Below are 20,046 nucleotides of genomic sequence, written 5' to 3'. Positions count from 1 at the left end.
CAGGAAAAGAGCCGCGATTACGGCTCTTTCTTTTGCACCCTGAACGATTGAATATAATTGTCGATATCGTCCTCCGGTGTATGCAACAGTCGTGCCAGATTAATCTGCAGCTGTTCCAGATGGTCAATATGCTTCTGAATGTCAGTGATGCGTTCGCGTACAAGGGTTTTTAACGTTTCCTTTTCCATGTCTTCCTGACTGAGTAACTGTAACGTATCCTGTATTTCCTTTAGAGAGTAACCCAGCGACTGGGCATCCTTAATAAATTTAACCTTCACCAAATAATCCTCAGTATACACCCGGTATCCGTTGGAGGAACGACCGGGAGCGGGCAGAATCCCGCTGTCCTCATAATAACGGAGGGTTGCCATACTTACACCGGTACGCTTAGCCAGCTCTCCTCTTGTCATGGTTTCCATAGATACTCTCCATCCTTCTGCTGGGTTATTCCGCTTTTTGGTGACGTAGCTTGGTATACTTGGTATCATAAGTGGCCTCAGGGAATTTAGATGAAGGGCCTTGCAACAACGGCTGCTCCTCCCCCTTCAAATAACGGTCAAAGAATGCCAGCGCATAGGATCTGGTTATATCCACATTATGTTCTGGCGTCATGCCTCTGGCAAACATTTTCGGTGAAATTAACGAAATATCCGTAAAGCTTTGATGAAATAAATTCTCCACTGTCAGATAATAGGTATCATTAAGACTGTTTGACATCACCCGATCCAAATCAGGCTCAAACTCGGGATAAAATACTTTATCCTTGGCAGTGGCGTCCGGGTCCAGACTTTTGGCTGTCCCACCCGACATGATATACATAAACGGCTGTTTCAAGTCTGTTGTGGATATTTTACCCCAGAAACCGCCTTCCAAACTAAGTCCTGCTTTGAAACGGTCATCCTGAGCCAGCGCTTCCGCCGTGGTTGCACCGCCGTAGGAGTGACCAAAGATACCGACAGAATCCAGATCAAGCTTGCCTTCGAGCAATTGATTCGGATCATGTGAATTCCACTGTGTGAGAGTGTCCAGTACAAAGCTTGCATCCTCTGCACGAATACCTATACCTTTTATATTATATTGATATAGTTCTTTGGAGGTTGGGAAGTCAGGGTCCGGCTGATAAGAAGCGACATCGCCATCCGAGAATGTAACTTGTGCAGATGTATACGGATGGTCGATACCAACCACAATGTAGCCGTGGCTCACAAGTTCCTCAATCGCGGTCATACTTTGAAAGCGAGTAGAACGTATCCCTGGTGAAAACAGTAAAACAGGATACTTGCTCTGTGCGGCAGATACCTCGGCACCTTTAACAACATGCGTCGGAATCGTGTCAAGGTAACTGAATACCACTGGTGGAATACCAAATACCAGGCTGATCGCCTCTCCCAATTCGGCAGGATAATGCTCTAGCGGCAATCCTTTGGCTGTTTCCTGATCTACAGGATACCAGACATTGATCATGAGTTCCCGCTTGTCGCCCGGTTCAACCGATTTCGTTTCTTCCCGGGAATCATCCGTTAACTGCTGCGAAAAGGTTCCTATGGCAAATGAACCCGTCGATTCGGGCATCGTGAATGCAGGGAATAACGACGTCAACACCATTGTACCTGCACTAAGAGCCAGCACCAGAATGGATGCCAAAATGGTTTTGAACCACGATCGACGTTTCTGTTTCTGTGTATTCTGAATATTGCGCCGTGACTTCCATAATTGAACGGACAATACAATCAGTAAAACAAAGGCCACGATATAGGTAGGCATCAACTGCAAACGAAAATGATCCATTCCCCCATGCAAAAGGATAGCCAGTGCCAGTGCCGACAACGTACCGCCCCCCACTACCCGATGTTTGGGAGCCACCCAAATAACCACTGCGCTAATAACTGTCACGATTACCAAAATCCATTCTAAAATTCTCATTATTCAGCCTCCAATATTTCTTGATAAAAAAAGAATAAACCTTGAAGCATACTTCAAGGTCAAGGCTGTATTTTAGAAAAGATTTTATCGAGGAATTCGTAAATCCCATTTCCGAAGTTCGGTCAACGTGCACGTTCCGGACGAGAAAGCCTTAATACCTGTTGAGTTCGGCCCAGGATAGATCCGTCCTGTCATCACTTGCTCCCCCTGCTGAATGAACACCTCAATGGAGCTGACATCCATAAAGATATGAAGTTCCAGTTTCCCGTCAAGCAGTTCCACTGTTGCAGCTCGTTCTCCGCCCGGCCCTTGTCCGGCCTGCTCGCGATTCAAGCATAAACGCCGCTGCTCTACATCATAGGAAATCACGGTTTCTTCATCCTCACCCGTGCGCAGCTTTAACCCAAAGTGTTGTGCCTGTTCCGCTTCGAATACAGCATACAGTTCGTAACGGTCTCCACTGATTCCAAGATCAAAATCATGTTCATCACCATTTAAATGTATACCATACTGCTCGGTGCCTTCCGACCTGTACTGTATAAGTTCGGAAAGAGGCTGGAATATCAATCGTTCTCCCCTACGAATCAATTGTCTTGGCAACGTCATCGCTCCAGCCCAGGCATGGGACTGTTGTGTCGGGATTTCCGTTTCCCACGTATCCATCCAAGCCACCATGATTCGTCGTCCCTGTGCATCCTCCATCGTCTGAGGTGCGTAAAAGTCGAAGCCACAGTCCAACGGAACGTACTGCTCGTACTTCAACACACCCTGGTCTTCATTCAGCGTTCCCATCATATAAACGGTCGAATGCAAGTTGCGATAGTTATCTCCCTGAGCAGGCATGCGTTGCGGAGACATGATCAGAATATCTCGGCCATCCAGTGTGAACAGATCGGGACATTCCCAATTGTCGCCAAGCGTCCCGTCACTCTGGGCCATAATGTTGACATAACTCCAATCCAGCAAGTCCGTTGAGCGGTATAACAGAATGACACCTTTGCCCGCAGCATCATTCGATCCAAGGACGCAATAGTACACACTGTTTCGTTCAAACACTTTCGGATCACGGAAGTCCTTCGTACTCGTATGCTCCGGAATCTGATCCAGCCGAATGACCGGATTCATCGTGCTTTTGACAAAATCAATCCCATTGTCCGAGACAGCGATATTCTGTGTCTGCAAGTAATCGTTATCCTTGTCAGGTCCAGTCACGACATGTCCCGTGTACATCAGCACCAACTTGCCATCCTGCACGATTGCACTTCCGGAGAAACAGCCTCCACTGTCGTAGCTCTGATCGGGCGCCAGTGCAACAGGCAGGTAAGACCACGTAACCAAATCACGGCTCACCGCATGGCCCCAGTGCATCGGCCCCCATACCGGTTCATAGGGATAATGCTGATAGAACAAATGATACATCCCACCGAAGTATATGAAGCCGTTGGGATCATTCATCCAGCCCACCTCTGGCATCAAATGATAGGCCATTCGATAGGTTGGATCAACCTGATGTCGATGCGCCTTGATATATGCGTTGGCCCGGGCGAGTGTATACCTCTCCTTTGTTTGAGCCGAAGAACTCGTCAGTCCAAGGTCTGTCTCTTGCCTTGTGTCTATTTCCTGCTTCTCGTGTCGTTCCTGGTTCATATGTCCTTCACTCCTGTCTCTCTCTATATCACCCGACTGAACTTATTTGATTGCCCCTTGCATGACCCCCTGAATAATGTACTTCTGCGCAAACAGATAAACGATCAGGACAGGTAGCAGGGTCAACACCAGACCAGCCATCAATGGACCGTAATCCACTGTATATGTCCCATAAAAATAAAACGTGGACAACGGCAGCGTACGCTGCTCGGATGAAGTCAGTACTAGAGAAGGCAGCAAAAAATCATTCCATATCCACAATACATTCAGCACGCTAATCGTTACGGTTGTTGGCAGTAACACTGGCAGTACGATACGGAAAAAGGTCTGCACTCTGCCGCAGCCATCCATTAGAGCCGCTTCTTCAAGCTCCAGGGGAATACTTTTGATAAAGCCATGGTAGATAAATACGGCGAGCGGACTGCCAAAGCCAATATACATGTAGATCAGCGACCACTTGTTATCCAGCAGGCTGAGCGAGCCGTATATTTTAACCAATGGAATCATAATGGCCTGGAACGGAATAATCATCGCAGCTACCATCAGGAAAAAGAGATACTGATTTAGCTTGCTTTTGTGACGAACAAAGTAATGGGCTGTCATCGCCGCAAAAAGAGCAATCAGTAATACACCTGCAATGGTAATGAGCAACGAATTGCTGAATGCGGATACATATCCCATTTTGTCAAACGCATTGACGTAATTATCGAATTGAAAGGAGCTTGGCAAGCCCAGCGGATCGGAGGTAATTGCCTGGTTAGCCTTGAACGAATTGACGATTAGAAGCACAAACGGAAATACAAACAAAATCATCACAATGATTAATGCAATAAACTTCATCCAGTTGAGAATGCGCGATTGTCCAGCCATCATGCCTCGACCTCCAGTTTTTTGCTGAAATAGACCTGGAGCAATGTAATGGCGGCTACAAGGATAAACAGAACAAAGGCTTCTGCCTGACCCAATCCGTAGTCACGAGCAAGAAAGGCCTGCTCATAAACATGCATGGATACCATCTCTGTGCTCTTGAAGGGCCCGCCACTGGTCAAAGAGACGTTCAGATCATACACCATGAATCCCCGTTGCAGTGACAAAAAGATGCATACAATAAACGAAGGAACCATCAGTGGCAATACAATGCGCGCCAGCATTTTGCGATTACTTGCCCCATCAATGCTGGCTGCCTCCATAACATCCTTCGGCACATTCATCAGTCCTGCAATGTAGATAACCATCATATAACCGGCATACTGCCAAACGGTCACCACAACGAGAGCCCAGAACGCTTTATCCGGATCAGCCAACCAAGAGGTGGAGAACAGCGTGAGATTCATTTTTTGTCCTGCAAAGACGAGTACTTGATTAAAAATAAACTGCCAGATGAAACCAAGCACGATTCCGCCCACCAGATTTGGCAGGAAAAATCCAGCCCGAAACCAGCCCTGTGCCTTCATTCCCCGAGTTACAACGTAAGCGAGCAGGAAGGCAACCGCATTGGTCAGCACAACGGTAATAAATACGTACTCCAGCGTCATCCCAAATGATTTCCAGAACACGGTGTCCTTGAACACACCGATGTAATTATCCCAGCCAACAAAGTTTTGATCTATGGCAATGCCATCCCAGTTCGTAAACGTCAAATAAATACCATACAAAAATGGAATAATCATCACCGTAGCAAACGCAAATAATGTCGGGCCAGTAAAGATCAGGCGGGTGCGCAGACGTGTCCATAATCCTTTTTCGGTCGGCATTGTCAACCTCCACTCTATCCAAATGATTAGCCTGGCGGTTATACCGGAAACAAGTCGAACAGACCTCGTGTGGAAGCTGTATGTTCACCATCTCCGGCGTAACGCAAGTCTCTCTCTATGTGCTGCACAGGGCTATGATTAATTCCTTTATTTCACGTTGCTCCAGTATGCCTGAATTTCACTGGCAAGTCCGGCACGGTCAATGACGTCAGCCAAATATTTCTGCATGGATGCACCCAGTTTGGACCAGTGATCCGCAGGAAGTGTGCTCATTGATTCCTCGATTTTGCCTGCCTTGATGTATTCACTAATGGATTTGCCAAGTGGATCGGTTGGCTCCAATGTAATGTTGCTGAATGCCGGAATAATACTGGCTTGATTCACCAGGAAATCCTGACCTTTTTCGTTATAAACGATCCAGTCCAAAAATTTCTTCGCTGCTTCCTGCTGCGCTGGTGTGCTCTTTTCCTTATCCAGCAATATTCGTTTGGATACGGCAGCAGAGATTTGCGTATTACCGAAATCATCTGGATTATTGCTCACAGGTACCGGGAGGAAGCCATATTTTCCATCTGCTGTATCAAAGCTTGAAATTTGTGGCCATGCCCAGTTGCCCTGGAACCAGATACCTACCTCACCCTTGCCAAGCACTTCAGGTCCACGCTCATAGGTTCCGGACAGTGGAGAAGCCTTGTCAATATTGTAGGTTTTCATCAGATCAAATGTATCTAACAAGCCATTAAACACGGCATTGGAAGCAAGGTCCACTTGACCTGCCTTCAGATCAGTAATGAATTGATCCACCTTCGCACGGTCTGAAGACTGCCCGCCATATGCAAGCCCCAGATAATGCGCACCAAGCGACCAATCCATCGGAGATACAATCAAAGGTGATTTTCCAGTAGCAGCGATCTTTTGGAACAACTCATCAAGCTGTGCAGTGGTCTGTACAGACTTTGGATCGAATGTCCCACCTACCGCCTGATCCAAGACATTCTGGTTATAGATGAATCCATATCCTTCAATAGAGAACGGGAAGGCATAATTTTTGCCATCAAACGTTGTAGCCACTGTACTGTTCTCCACAGCATCCTTCATCCAAGACTCGGATGTGAGATCCAGAACACGATCCTTGAATTTCTCGACATCTCCTGTATCCAGCATCATCATCGTTGTAGGGCTGCCGGAGGCATACAGAGCAGACGCTTTTTCAAACGGAGACTGTCCACTGCCTACAGGTACAATTTCGAGTGTTATATTTGGATTTTCGGCATGGAAGTCTTTAGCTGCTTGTTCCAACTGACTGTTAATTTCCGACTTGGAATTAAGCAAGGTGATTTTGACACTCTCACTGCTGCTACCCTCTGAGGAGGAGTTGGACTCCGTCGCTGCTTTACTTCCACATGCCGACAATACAAGCATCATAATCAATGACAATACCGATAATTTCATCCATCTCTGTTCTCTTTTCATCTTGTTATGGCCCCCGATCAATAGTTTAAAAGGAAACGCTTACAAATCGAATTATAATGTCAAAGGTTTGACATGTCAATCGTTTGACATACCATTAAAAAAAATTTTCTCGACTTCATTTCTTCGTGGCAAAAGGACGAATAGGAAAAAACGACCTGTATCAGGTCGTCTCTCTCTCCACGATGTTAACTGGCAAAATATGCTCCATTCCGATCTTCTCTTCCGCGAGCTGGCGCCGAATCAGATCAATCGCCAGCTTAGCCATGGCCTCCACCGGCTGCCTGATCGTTGTAATGCCAGGCACCGTATACGCTGCCGCACGACTGTCATCATAACCTATAATAGCAATATCGTCGGGTACCTTGCGCCCACCTAACACGATCTGCTTCAGCGCATGCACCGCCATCAGATCACTCGTTACAAAGAGCCCCTCCACCTCGGGGTGTTGTGCAAGCAGCTTATCCACCAATTTCGTATACTGATGCTGATCAAACACATTCAGATCGGTTTCATGAATCATGACCGGTTTGACTCCATGAGCCTGCAATGTATCAACGAAACCTGTCGTCCGGCGATTGGACAGCATTTGCAATTCCAAATTACCGCAGATATGTGCCAAATGTCGTCTGTTCTTCGAGAGCAACAATTCAGCAGCCATAACCCCACCCTGATAGTTATCAGATGAGATAAACGGGATGTCTTCACCGATCTTACGATCAAAGGTCACGATTGGGGAATGCAGATTCATATACTCATCAACTTCCAGTGTATGACTTCCCATAATAATGCCATCCACGCGATTACCCTTGAGCATTTCCACATATTCACGCTCTTTGGAAGGGTCCATGTGGGAATTGCATAACATAATTTTAAATCCATTCTGGTAAGCATGATACTCAACATAGCTAGCCAGTTCTCCAAAAAACGGATGGGATACATCGGGAATAATCAAGCCTATCACATTGGATTGCTTACGCAGAAGAGAACGGGCAATTTCGTTGGGTCGATAGTTCAGTTCGTCCATGGTTTGATACACTTTGTCCCGAGTCTTCTGACTGATATATCCCCGGTTGTTTAATACACGCGAGACGGTAGTTACAGAAACTCCTGCCCTGAGTGCAACATCATGAATAGTTGCCATAACAGCCTCTTTTCCTACAACATTCTTCATACCTTTAACATTATAAACCTATTGTTAAACCTGAACCAAAGCCTTGGTACCCGCCTGTTGCTTCATTCCGCTACAATTCTCGCTCTCGGCATGCTATGCATAGCTCCGTGCGTAACATGGACCTGTACCACATACGTACCTGGTTCTTCAAAGGTATGCTGGATTTCATACTGCCCTTCCTCTGCCTCCTTGGCAGTTATAGCCCCTTGATTCTCCAGTTCGTCCGCTGTCATCATACCTTGTTCCGGAGATACAGAAGGCGGATCATCAAGCTCATTCCAGATCTGGAATTGCACATGGTCAGCATGACTTAACGGTGCATCTCCCTGTGTAAGCTTCACCTGCAACCGTGTTGGTTCATGAAGAGAAGCTTTCTCTGGAACGTCAAGTTTCACTTTGATCATCTCCGGCATCTCGCCCGATTGTGACTGTTCTTCATAAGAGCATCCCACCGTCAGGAGGAGCAGAATAACGAAGGGCATGAACCAACGAGCTTGTCCGCTCATCACCATCTATCCTTTCTTATTAAGAAGATTTTGGTGTTTTGCCGATACCCCACAGCATCACGATGATGATAATAAAGGCGATCAGTGCCAGTAATGGAATCGTGATGAAACCAAACCAGTTCAAATAGTCGGTATAACATGGAACCTTACCACATGCGACGGCATTACCTGTAGCCGAAAAAATACGCTGGATCGTTACATGATATAACGAAATGCCGCCACCGACGAAACTCAGTGGGAGTACGTATTTGGTGATGCCCACGTCATCCTTAAAGTAGGCAATGCCCAGCAAAATCGTTAGTGGATACATGAATATGCGCTGGTACCAGCATAGATCACATGGAAGAAAGCCCTTGATCTCACTGAAATAGAGACTCCCCCCTGTTGCAATAACGGAAACGGCCCAAGCAACAAATAACCGGGTATCCACATTTCTCGCTGGGCGCTCCGATTTTGATGATGTACTCATTCCTCTGTCCCCCTTTTCATTTTGCTTATACCAAATTATCATACATCATTCTAGACTCCATCGGCTATTCAAGCTGTTATGTAGGTCATTACTCGATGATTATACCAAATATTTGAACTTTTGGGTGAATACAAAAAAGCTGCCGTATGGGGCAGCTCTTTTGTTTTAATCTTGTTTCACTCTACTATTACATCGATTTCGTCAGCGTAATGGAGCCATCTTTTTGTGCCCATTTCACGTCCCAGTTCAGAAGTTCAGCAATGAAGCGCAGAGGTACTTGCGTACGTCCATCTTTGTTTACAAATACCGTTGCACCCACATTTTTCTTCACGCCGTTCACTTCCATAACGTTGTTGTTCACCCAGAATTCAAGGGTATCATCACCAGCCATTACCGTTACTTGTTGTGCTTTTTTGTCCCATTTCACCGTTGCGCCAATACCTTCACTCAAGAAACGCAGTGGAATGTATGTTGTGTTTTTCCAAAGCACTGGTGTGGTGTCCATGTTGGTTGTTTTGTCGTTAATTTTCAGCATTTTGCTGTTCAGTTGCATCCACACCGTTGTCATTTCTGGCGCTGGTGCAGGTGTTGCTGACTCTTGGAATTTGTCATTGAATTGAGTCACAATAGCGTTACCCAGAGCTTGACCTACACCAAACATCACTTTGAAGCCTTCACGATTTGTTGTGTAAGAAGCATCATAGTTACCTGCTGCATATTGATTCAATACGTTTTGTACTTGATTTTCATGCGTTGTCAGCGCTTGTTGTCCTGCTGCTTTTGGCAGATTGCCAGCTGTTGCTGAATCCAGGAATGTAGCGAACTCTGTTGTAAATCCATCAATACGTTTCTCTACTGCTGCACGAGCCGCAGCATCGTTGTTTTTAACAGCTTTTACATAGTCGCTTTGCGCGTTAACGTGATTGGTCACCCAAATTTTCTCGAAAGCATTGGCACCATCGTTACCGTAAACGGAAGCAATCGCTGCTTTGAAGTCAGCTGTGTTTCCAGCTTCAGCTGTAATCAGTGCGTTGGAAGCGGCTGTACGTCCATCAAATTCCTCTTGCATTTGCAGAGCCGAAAGCGCAAAGTGTTCGGAAGCCAAGTGGTTGAGTGCAGATCTCAGATCAGCTGCTTTTGTATCCGCTTTGGTATTTTCGAATTTCTCAGGCATCTGTGTAGTAATGGCCGTGGAGAGTGCCTTACTTACGTCGAACATTTCTTTGAAACCTTCACGGTAAGCCTTGTATGCATCAGCGTAATCTCCAGCTACATACTCATCAAATACTTTTTGCACGAGATCTTCATGTACTTTCAGCGCCTGTTTGGCTGCTGCTTTTGGCAACTTGCCTTCGGTAGCTGTGCTCAGGAATGTGGAGAACTCATCCACGAAACCGTTGATGTTTGCCTGTGCTTGTTTGATTCCAGCCTGGTTGCCCATTTTGGTTGCTTTCACCAAATCATCTGTGTATTTGTTATGAGCGCGGAAGATGCGTTCGAATTCTTTGGCACCTGCGTCACCGTATAGGGAAGCGATTGCTGGTTGCATATCCAGTGCATTCTGGTCGAGTGCTTTGTAGGCTGCATCTGCATCTTTTGCTCCGTCATATGCTTTGGCCATTGCCGTTACTGCGAGTGCAAAGTGCTCGGACAACAGGTGGTCCAGGTTTGCTCTCAGGTCAGCCGCAGGTGTGTTCACGGATGCTTTCATCATGGTCATTGGTGTCTGTGGTGCGGCAGCTGCTCCAGCGATCCCCGGCATCAACAGTGTCAAGCTAAGTACAGGTGCGATAAACTTCTTCATCTTCATTTTCATTACGTGTTCACTCCTCGATTATGTTGTGTGTATAATTTCTTTCCTCGTCGTTGTCTTCATAGGGTGTAACGCAGGGTTCTCTATTCTGGATCACTCTGTGGGCAAAAAAAATTCACAGCTTTCAGTGAAGAAAGCTGCGAACTCCTGTTGTATCAAGGTTTTTTTGAATTAAAAAAATATAAAATTGTAGTGATCTTTCCGATCCAAGACCACATACATACTGTAATATAGATACTTCATTTTCCTTTATTTCTCAACTAAAGCTTACATCAAAGGTTATCCTGAAGTACAATAAGGACATAACATATTATTCGCAAAGGAGGTCCATTCATGACCTGGTTGCCTTATGTTTTAATTGTGGGTATCGCCTTGTTTGGAGGTATTGCTACCATGATCATCGGAAATTCCAAAGCCAATCAGACCAGCAATCCCGAATATGATCGCCGCACAAAGCAAAACCTTAGCAAACTTTCCTATGTATACGTTGGTGCGATTGTCCTTGGTTTTGGCGGACTAATCCTCTATCTTTTTAACTAAATTGTTTCGATTCGGCAAAGAATACGTTCAAACACACCAAGCAGCTTCAGTTTTTGTTCTACATTCTCCGTATATATGCACATGTTTACAAGTTGGAGATAATTCAGAATTATTCTGGATATGTTCGGGGTTTAATATAAAGCCATAAGGGACAGCGAGCCCATTAAACAAAACTAACCCCCAACTTGAAGGAGAGATATATGATGAAAAAAAACATGAAGAAATCCGTAGCAACGATGATGGTACTGGGCATGACATTAACAGGAGCAACGGGTGTATTTGCCGGAACGCAACTGGAGAAAATCTCTGCATACCTTAACCATGGAATCAGCTTTAATGTTGATGGGGCGGCTTACTCACCAACGGATGGCAATGGCAACAAACTTGCTCCAATTACCTATAACAACTCCACTTATCTGCCTGTACGTGCGCTGGCCGATGCGTTGCATGTACCCGTATCCTATGACGGCAAAAAAGGGCAGGTTATTATCGGCCAAGCTACGAGCAATCCATCAGCTCTGACGAATGTAACGTATAGTGCAGCACAAAAAGAGGCCATTCAAAAGGCTTTTGCACAATTCGAGGGGTTCGAGACCCCTTATGCCCCTCAGCAGATGATCGCAGGTGACACGTTCAAAAGTGTAGGTGCGGGTGGCGACGGCGTAAGCTTTATTTTTAGCCATATGAAAGTGGATGTATCTCCAAGAGATTATTCGGACGGCTATACGAGCAAAGACGTGAAACTATCCAATGGCGTTATCGCCAAATGGTACACACCCGATCAAACGGGCATGCTCACATTCCAACTGGATGATCGCTACGTTACCCTAAGCTCACCGGATCATAAGCTGAGTCAAGCTCAGTTGCAACAAGTCGCTGTCTCTGTTCAGAAGGCAACTGGCAACAACGATCAAGGGATCACTGCATTCGCAGATGTGAACTATAGCAAGCAACAATTGGATAACATTCGCAAAGCATTTGCGAAGTTTGACGGGTTCACCACAGCCTATGCCCCACAACATATGGTTGCTGGAGATACGTTCAAAAGCGTAGGTGCGGGTGGTGATGGTGTAAACTTTGTTTTTAATCGTATGAATGTAACGGTATCCCCTAAAGATTACTCGTTCAGCTATGATGGTAAAACGGTAAAACTGCCTAATGGCGTATCAGCCAAATGGTATACACCAGACCAAACGGATATGCTCACATTCAAGCTGGATGATCGTTATGTAACACTCAGCTCGCCGAATAACCAATTGACTCACACTCAACTGGAGCAAATGGCGGTATCTGTACAAAAAGTGAAATAAACAAAAAAAACACACATCATCTCGGTCCCGCTCTATGAGCTGGGGCTGATTTGATGTGTGTTTTTTTTGAATCTTTAGAATTTATTTTTATCAAATGGTTCTGGAAGCTTTAAGGAGTACACCATCGTTGATTTTCCTTCTTTCACGGGAACAATCACGTTAAGCACACCATCTTGTAACATGTTTTCTGGAATCTTGGCTGTGCTAAATCCCCACTTCCTCTCAGGTATGTCCGTTAAAGATACTTTCCCGAGCACCGAAGTGTAGTCTGGATTGATGAACAGCAACTCTGTAATTGAATCTTTAGAGGAGGAAATGGTCAATGTTCGATCAAAATTCAGCACCACACCATCAATTCGGTCTGGCACAGCTGATTCCATCGGCCTTGTATTTACCGGATCTAATTGGTAACTCTCCCCTACCCGATCCATCCATAGTGCTCTTGCATGAAAAGGCAGAATTTGGGGATCCATGGCTAGATCAGTTCCCTTTTCTTCATCGCTCATGCTTAATTGTTTGTTGTAACCAGTTGCTTTTGTTTCCGACACTTTGAGCCCCAAATCCTTACTCCACTGACCTAAAGGAATAAAGGTCTGATTGTATAGCGTCAACAATTGTTTTGAAGGTTGATTCACACTGGAAGAACGCTGTCCACGAGTGAAGGTGAGCCGATCCTTCCCAAGATTATATTGAATATGAAATGCTTTAGTGAATTCTTCTAAAGGAACATAATGCTGCCCTTCCATGTAGAAAGAAGGCTGTCCTTTATACTCCAATACACCCTGATCAGACTTAATAGCTACAGGCTCCATCGGGAAAAAGACAGTAGAAAACTGAAAAGAATTCCAGTATTTTTTCCAGTCACTGTACGTACCATAATTCAATTTAAGATGTTTATTTTCTGAAATAACATATAAGGATGGCGGGTAAGAGCCTGGATCGGAAAAATACTGTTCAATAATATACTCATCCTCAGTAATCCACTGGATACTTTCGGTACGAGCGCGATAAGGAGAATCATAGGAACGAATCCGCTTAAGGGTCTTCAAATCATAGACTTGTACCTTGGACGAATCCATTTTACTATCCAGACCGTTCTCTGTGACCAGAACCAATGTTTTTCTTTCGGGTGAGATAAATGATTGCACATAGCCCACTCGCTCTTTAATCAGTGTAGTTTTTTTGCCATTTTTGGTTACAACCACAGTCCAGTCTGATTTCCGATCCCTCGTGTTGCCTTGAGAAACATTTAGATGAACATCTGCACTTACCTGAAAAGCTTTAGTAGACAACCCTGTCTTCTGGTCAGGCTTCATCCACACGTCGCTTACTTTGGCCTTCTTCCCCTTTATACCGCCATATTCAAGATAGTGACAATCTAAAGTATCTGTGCAATATACCCCAAAATTACGGGTTTGTGGAATCGGTGATACCACATATTTGGTATCTGTAAAATCCCTTTCCAGCAAAAGCTTTCCGCGAGTGTATACTTTTTTTCCTGTGACCATGGAATAGTAGTTGGATTTAGGTACGTTTTTCTCATAGATCGTATAATATATTCCGATTTGAGGTTCCAAGTGGATACGGTTTTCGCCCTCATGGACCTTGCGAAGTGTGTTCGAGCTATAGTCATACTCGTACAAAACGTAATAATACTGCTTATCATCCGTGGCATAATAAGTTATGTATCCTTTTAACCCTGCTGGTGTGTCACTAACAATAGGATCATAATGATGGGAAGTTGTCGTCAGACCAGTATGTATCCGAGGAAGAATAGCTGGATCGGTAAAATGGTGCTCATTTTCTTTGATTTCACCAGTATCAAAACTTGTTCGAAGCGTAGTCACGGCCACCTCCGTTCCTCTGACTGCAAAACGAATGTTGTGTTGCACACGATCTTTGGATGAAATGGATCGCTCTGCGTTCTGTGCGGTTTGAACTATTGAAGTGGACGCTGAGACTGTGAATTGCGACATGCTGAGTATAAAAATTGAAACTAAACTGACGATGAGCCATTTGGATACTCTGGACATACTTAACTCCTTCTCTGTGTAATGGATTTGGTTGAGACTCGTTAAGTATAGAACTTTTGATCTAAATATTCATTACTTTTTCTTCCATCTTCTGGCCCTAATGGAACATTCCAAAGGACAGCGACAGATCTATTCATTTATCTGTCAACTGCCCTTTAGAATTCACTAAATCTCTTTCTACGTATGGATGCTACCGCTTAATAGCTGTTTCGGTTAACCCATCAAACCTTTAGTTCAGCCAAACGAATAACCCTGCGATACATCATCGCATCCATCAAATCCTCCCAGTCGAGTTCACTGGCATTAACGTCTCGATAATAGACCGCAGCAGCAGGCAAGAAACCAACCAGCGGTCCTGTACCGCCACATATCAGGCTACCGCCGTCTCCGCCTTTGGGCATCACATCTCCAACCGAATCCAGTGTAAGCTCATACTTGTAGGGATCACCGGCAAATTTCACTCCGAAGAAATTTGGCAGTTCCAGATCATAAGGACAATCATCCTTTTCTTCAACCCGTGAAGAGGCCGTCTCTGCCAATCCATCCACAATTTCATCCACGCCTTCCAGACTTCCAAAGTGCTTCAATCTCATCGTATAGTCGAAGCTGTCACCCCAGGGAAATAACGTGCGACAACCGCCGCCATAGATATACTCCCATTCGTCTTCAGTCAGCAAACCAAAACCCGCCGCAGCTTCCTCCCTCACAACGTCTTCCAACTCTATTCCTTCGTTGAACCACAGGATTCGGACTTCATTCTCACTTTGGCGAATCAGACGAAACTGTTGATGCAGTTCATATTCACGGATCTCCGACTGCTTAAACTGCTCCAGTGCTGAAGGGAAATCAGGATTTTCCTGTGCAAATGCTTCCTCCTTGGACACTTCAATCCAGCCAAGTGAGATCAGTTCGCATTCAACAAGCATCGGCGCAATGTTGACCGTTCTTACAGGTGACATTTGACTCGCTAGAAACGAATCCACGTCCTCCACACCATACTCACTGACCGTTTCATGCAGGTCGGCTGAGGTCTCTTCGTTCATACCATGCTGCCAACGATCCCAGCCGAGTGTTACTTGATCCCCAGGCACAAACACAAATCTCAGCCCATCCTCCGTAAATACACCTGTCTCCATCCGCTGACCAAATCGTTCAAATGTCTCGAGACCCTCATATACCATACCGTCTGGTAACTGACGAACAAGCTTACGCATCCAAGCCTCTTTGTCCTGAGCATTCAACGCCTGCCACATGTCTCGTCTCAATGCCTCCACAACTTCCCCCACCTTTCCTTATGCACTTTCACTTCACTAAAATAATTTACTAGCGAAGCACAATCTTACTTGTGTTGTTTACATTTTTATTTCTCTGCGGCCTGCAAAAGTTCCATCAATAATTCCTTCCGTCTTCCTTCGGCCTTGCGAGCAAGCGTTGAGAGCTTCTCCACTTTGCCAAAGATCGGATAGAGTACACGTTCCGCTTCATAATGCTCAAGTTTTTGAATCTGTCTAACCAGCAGTTCGAGTATTTCCTCATTCTCCAGCTCGGGCTGAATCTTCAGCTTCAGACTATCGGTCGAACGACGCAAGCTGGCGACTAACGCAGGTATGGATTGAGCCGTTACACCCTGTTTTTCCACAAATGCCGCAATGAACTTATCCTGAATCAACTGATGCTCATCATCCACTTCACCCATGTAATATTCAACCAACGGGAAATACTGCTCATCCACAAGCCCCAGTCCAAAGGTTGCATAACTGCCCGGCATACAGCTTTTCTCTCCCTCGGTATCCTCGTAGAACTCAAACTCTTGGATAGCCTCACGCGCATACTCTTCCAGGAGTGGATGTAGCTCCGGGTACTCCAGTGCATTGGCAAAGAATCGGTGGGTATCCGACTTCGCGAGCCCTTTGATCGGCAAATACTGCTTTACGCTGGACTTGAGCTTGATCTTATAACTTTTCGGAAAGCCCTGTTTCAATAAATGAGTGATAAAGGTAAGTGCCTGTTGATAGGCACCAGCCTCTTCCTTACGAATGTGAATAGTCATCAGAGCAAATACATCATTTGCTTTGCATTCTACTTCTTCCGTTTTCACATGAATATCGTCCTTCGCATACGTTCCGCTACCTTCTGTCATCATACGTGCCGCACGTTTGCTACCGAGTTGCTTCGCGAGTTCCAGAAAAGTCACACCTTTGGGTTTGCTATAACTCGGCTCAAAACGTAGAATCATGACCGCCGCGTATAACAGCAGATCGATTGGTTGAGTCCCGGCTGTTTGCGCCTTCCCAGGCTCGTTTAAATGTTGGACTGCCTGTGTCTCAACGTTCGACTCCAGCATTGCTCCGGGCTTTAGTGAATACTCATTGGTACGATAAGGCGAAGATTGAACATCATAATACTGTGGCAAAAACTGATTCTCCGTCCATACCGTCACCGCACGAGTTATCTCACCACGATGTTCCGCAAGTGCCTCCGGACGACCCTGATTCAACTCTTGAATCCGGTCATACTGCCCGATCGTCCATGCTACATCCAACTCCGGGAACAGCTTTGGATCGAGCAGATGACTCGTCAAAAAGAAGGAATCCAATGGCTTCGTTGGATATGTACTGTTCTCCAGATTCTTGTCTACATAGGTATGAATATGCTCAAGGAGCAGCTGTCTTTTCTCTTCGTTTATCCATTCCAATAAAGTCAGTTGCAGCTTGCCTTCAGTTGTTGGGAATTTCCCTCGCAAGGTGAAGCGGTAGTCAACCAACGGAGTATCTGCCAGCTTGTCCAATCTTTCCTGAACAACCTCTACAAGCTTAGGCCCGATCTCGTTCCGTACCTGTTCCTCGGTAAAGGCTCCTGCCTGCTTTGATTTCACATCATCATCCAAACCCAGATCCAGGCTGTCTACCGTGGTTCGTCCAGGTTTGTAATCCAGTACAATATCATTGAAAATACCCATTTGCAGTGTAGTTCGCTTCACAACACTTTCCAAGTCATCCCGCTTTTCCTGTTCATCAAACCATTCATGGATCGTCGTCATCATCTCTTCCATCGCCTGATCATAAAGTGTACTCATCTAATCTCCTGCCTTCCCATGCATCTTATGATGTTCATCAAACACACTTGAACCTCTATTCATCCCGGATTAGTCCGAGGTATCTATGTTATACATACGTATTGATGTTCGTATATTACCTATTATTTTACTCTCTCAAGTACAACGGAACAATAAGGCTTACGCACGGTTGCTCGCTAGTCAAAGAGATCTACGGATTCCTTTTTTTTCAAATTTATGTACGCTCTCGGCATGCCCTCGCTATCATCATCCCCACGTTGTATAATCATTGTATTCCTTTTCAGGAGGTCTGACGAAATGAGCTACAGCAAATACTTCCCCTTGGAAAACTATTTGAATCAAGTTTCAATCACCCTTACATATGCAGAGCTTGAGGAGATTCTCGGATTTACGTTACCCCCTACAGCGTATAATCGCGAACAATGGTGGGTGAATAATTCCAATAATCATACACAAGCACTATCCTGGTTAAATGCCGGATGGAAGGTTGAGAATGTGATTCTAGGAAAACAAGTAACTTTTGTCCGCTGCGAGTCATAATCGATCTGTACGATATAGATTAATAGTTATAACTCCAAAGGTTCTATTTTTCCATAAATGTTATTCGAGACAAAAAAAGCAGGGTAGACTGATGAACTCATCAGTTCTCCCCTGCTTTGTAAATTAATTAACTGTCTTATACCACTCGTTCACTTCGGCGGTAATATCATCGCCGCCCATGGACTTCCACTTCGTCACAAATGCATCAAATTCCTCAATGCCTACCTGACCATAGATGATCTTGCTGAACGTATCTTTCTCCAACTTGTCGATTGCGTCCTTCTTCATTTTCATCGTCTCGGTTGGTGCCCCGGTGAACTTATTCTTAATGGCGTTATCTTTATTCGCAACGACCACCTCAGCGGCTACAAATACTTCCGGTTTGTTGGCAATCTTCGTATTTTTCTCAAAAGGAGTCTCCGGTTCCTTGCCCTTTGCAAGTTCCGCCAGCGTATCCATCATGAGATTCGGAATCCGTGCACCATCATACGTAATCGTATATTTGAGTGGTGATACGCCGTCCTTCACTTCAGCTTCACCAACGACTTTGCCATCCACGATGTCATAGTCATATCCTTGTGCGAAGCCATGTTCGAACTCGCTGCCCACTTCCGGATTAGCAAAGTTGTCGAACAGATAATTTTGGTACGTGAAGAAAATCTCCGGGTTCGCCATGTCTTTGTTAATCAGTACAACGCCGTTACTTGCACCAGAACCATGCTGGTGGCTCTCACCTGTTGGTCCTGTAGGTAAAGCAATGGCCTTGTACGTGGCACCGTCCACATTTTTCTTCACATCATCAATCGGCCAGTTTGGCATCCAGTGTGGTCCCACGATAATGCCAGCTTTGCCTGCGGTGAACAGTTCTGCTGCCTTGATCTCGTCATAGACACCCGCTTCTTTGGGCAGGTAACCTTTGGACAACCAATCTTTCATCGTTGCAAGGCCTTCCTTCACACCTGGCTGAATGGAGCCATATTGCAGTGTTCCGTCTCCGGCATCATTCCACTGTCCAGGCATCGTGTTGTACATGCCGAAGATCCAGCCGGATTCCGTCATCCAGGTATTAAGCGCATTTTTCATGCCCACGGTCAGACCGTACGTATCTTTCTTGCCGTTCCCATCAGGGTCTTGATTCGTAAAAGCATCCATAACCGTAACCAGTTCATCCATGGTTTTTGGTTCTTCCAGTCCCAGCTTCTTCAGCCAGTCTTCCCGGATAAACATGACCGAATCGCCGTTGTACGCATAATCGAAGATTGGAATGCCATAACGCTCGCCCTCATACATGTATGGATACCATTCCTCGGATGCTGATTCGGATGCCTGTTTCCATGTGTCCGAAGCATACTTGTCAAACAACTCGCCTGCATTCGCAAATTTGCCGGACTCAATTAATTCCCGGACCAGATTGTAGTCTCCCCGAATGGAGACGATATCCGGCAGTTCTTCGTTAGCGGACAGAGACAAGCGTAATTTCGTGTAAAATGCATCATTGGTAACCGATACAGCCCACGGTGTGGTCAGATCGATGCCGAGTCGTTCCTTGGCCCATTTGGTATGCACATTGTTCTGTGCCGTTTCCCCATTCTTGAACTTCGTGTCATCATTCCAGGCCCGCAGATAACTCATCTGTACCGCCGGTTCATACTTCCCATCTTGCAGAGCAAGTGGTGCAGCGGCTTCCTTCGCCGGTTCTTCCTTGGCCCCCGAACTACATGCCGTTACAGCAACCATCGTGATTGCGAGCAATGCCGTCATCATTTTTCTATACATGAACTAACCCCTCCT

17 protein-coding genes are annotated in these 20,046 nt (G+C 45.5%); 3 read left to right on the top strand and 14 right to left on the bottom strand.

All coding sequences use genetic code 11. The features are described from left to right. Window positions 1-17: 17 nt before the first annotated feature. The 10 genes from MKY28_RS31660 to MKY28_RS31615 form a co-directional block, all read right to left on the bottom strand. Window positions 18-419, bottom strand: a complete 402-nt coding sequence (locus MKY28_RS31660) for a MerR family transcriptional regulator (protein ID WP_340938589.1) — start codon at window positions 417-419, stop codon at window positions 18-20. A 25-nt stretch (window positions 420-444) separates the two neighbouring features. After that, entirely contained in the window at window positions 445-1,923 is a 1,479-nt protein-coding gene (locus MKY28_RS31655) for an alpha/beta hydrolase family protein (protein ID WP_340938587.1), read from the bottom strand. 84 nt (window positions 1,924-2,007) lie between these two features. Next, the gene (locus MKY28_RS31650; protein WP_340938585.1) at window positions 2,008-3,570 is read right to left on the bottom strand and encodes a glycoside hydrolase family 32 protein; all 1,563 of its coding nucleotides are present in this window, start codon (window positions 3,568-3,570) and stop codon (window positions 2,008-2,010) included. A 42-nt stretch (window positions 3,571-3,612) separates the two neighbouring features. Beyond that, window positions 3,613-4,440 (bottom strand): carbohydrate ABC transporter permease, encoded by an 828-nt coding sequence (locus tag MKY28_RS31645; RefSeq protein WP_026081462.1) that lies wholly within the window; start codon window positions 4,438-4,440, stop codon window positions 3,613-3,615. After that, entirely contained in the window at window positions 4,440-5,324 is an 885-nt protein-coding gene (locus tag MKY28_RS31640; RefSeq protein WP_340938581.1) for a carbohydrate ABC transporter permease, read from the bottom strand. Before MKY28_RS31640 ends, MKY28_RS31645 begins: the two co-directional genes overlap by 1 nt. 147 nt (window positions 5,325-5,471) lie before the next feature. Next, a complete protein-coding gene (locus MKY28_RS31635) occupies window positions 5,472-6,797 on the bottom strand; it encodes an ABC transporter substrate-binding protein (RefSeq protein WP_100529866.1) in 1,326 nt (441 codons plus the stop codon). Between the two features lie 160 nt (window positions 6,798-6,957). After that, entirely contained in the window at window positions 6,958-7,938 is a 981-nt protein-coding gene (locus MKY28_RS31630; protein ID WP_340938579.1) for a LacI family DNA-binding transcriptional regulator, read from the bottom strand. A 92-nt stretch (window positions 7,939-8,030) separates the two neighbouring features. Next, window positions 8,031-8,474, bottom strand: a complete 444-nt coding sequence (locus MKY28_RS31625; RefSeq protein WP_076253541.1) for a FixH family protein — start codon at window positions 8,472-8,474, stop codon at window positions 8,031-8,033. A 19-nt stretch (window positions 8,475-8,493) separates the two neighbouring features. Continuing rightward, window positions 8,494-8,943, bottom strand: coding sequence for a disulfide oxidoreductase (locus MKY28_RS31620; RefSeq protein ID WP_047841622.1), 450 nt, complete (start codon window positions 8,941-8,943; stop codon window positions 8,494-8,496). 187 nt (window positions 8,944-9,130) lie between these two features. Then, window positions 9,131-10,753 carry a copper amine oxidase N-terminal domain-containing protein gene (locus MKY28_RS31615; protein WP_100529916.1) on the bottom strand — a complete coding sequence of 541 codons (1,623 nt, stop codon included), beginning with the start codon at window positions 10,751-10,753 and terminating at the stop codon, window positions 9,131-9,133. Window positions 10,754-11,089: 336 nt separating this feature from the next. Between MKY28_RS31615 and MKY28_RS31610 the strand changes: the two genes are divergently transcribed. Beyond that, window positions 11,090-11,296 (top strand): hypothetical protein, encoded by a 207-nt coding sequence (locus MKY28_RS31610; RefSeq protein WP_017692174.1) that lies wholly within the window; start codon window positions 11,090-11,092, stop codon window positions 11,294-11,296. Between the two features lie 203 nt (window positions 11,297-11,499). Then, window positions 11,500-12,606, top strand: coding sequence for a stalk domain-containing protein (locus MKY28_RS31605; RefSeq protein ID WP_340938577.1), 1,107 nt, complete (start codon window positions 11,500-11,502; stop codon window positions 12,604-12,606). A gap of 74 nt (window positions 12,607-12,680) precedes the next feature. On the opposite strand, the gene MKY28_RS31600 is transcribed toward MKY28_RS31605, so the two are convergent. The 3 genes from MKY28_RS31600 to MKY28_RS31590 all read right to left on the bottom strand — a co-directional run bounded on the left by MKY28_RS31600 (window position 12,681) and on the right by MKY28_RS31590 (window position 17,715). Continuing rightward, window positions 12,681-14,639 carry a hypothetical protein gene (locus MKY28_RS31600; RefSeq protein ID WP_340938575.1) on the bottom strand — a complete coding sequence of 653 codons (1,959 nt, stop codon included), beginning with the start codon at window positions 14,637-14,639 and terminating at the stop codon, window positions 12,681-12,683. A gap of 221 nt (window positions 14,640-14,860) precedes the next feature. Next, window positions 14,861-15,904 carry a hypothetical protein gene (locus tag MKY28_RS31595; RefSeq protein ID WP_340938573.1) on the bottom strand — a complete coding sequence of 348 codons (1,044 nt, stop codon included), beginning with the start codon at window positions 15,902-15,904 and terminating at the stop codon, window positions 14,861-14,863. 95 nt (window positions 15,905-15,999) lie between these two features. Then, window positions 16,000-17,715 (bottom strand): DUF6138 family protein, encoded by a 1,716-nt coding sequence (locus tag MKY28_RS31590; RefSeq protein WP_340938571.1) that lies wholly within the window; start codon window positions 17,713-17,715, stop codon window positions 16,000-16,002. 297 nt (window positions 17,716-18,012) lie between these two features. Here MKY28_RS31590 and MKY28_RS31585 point away from each other — a divergent pair, with 297 nt between their 5' ends. Next, window positions 18,013-18,255 (top strand): DUF7662 domain-containing protein, encoded by a 243-nt coding sequence (locus tag MKY28_RS31585; RefSeq protein ID WP_036606815.1) that lies wholly within the window; start codon window positions 18,013-18,015, stop codon window positions 18,253-18,255. A gap of 123 nt (window positions 18,256-18,378) precedes the next feature. Here the strand turns inward: MKY28_RS31585 and MKY28_RS31580 are convergent, their stop codons facing one another. Continuing rightward, window positions 18,379-20,031, bottom strand: a complete 1,653-nt coding sequence (locus MKY28_RS31580) for an extracellular solute-binding protein (RefSeq protein ID WP_076328860.1) — start codon at window positions 20,029-20,031, stop codon at window positions 18,379-18,381. Between the last annotated feature and the right edge of the window lie 15 nt (window positions 20,032-20,046).

Source organism: Paenibacillus sp. FSL R5-0473, from assembly GCF_038004565.1.
Classification (GTDB): domain Bacteria; phylum Bacillota; class Bacilli; order Paenibacillales; family Paenibacillaceae; genus Paenibacillus; species Paenibacillus amylolyticus.
This window is presented reverse-complemented; position numbering and strand designations above follow the sequence as displayed.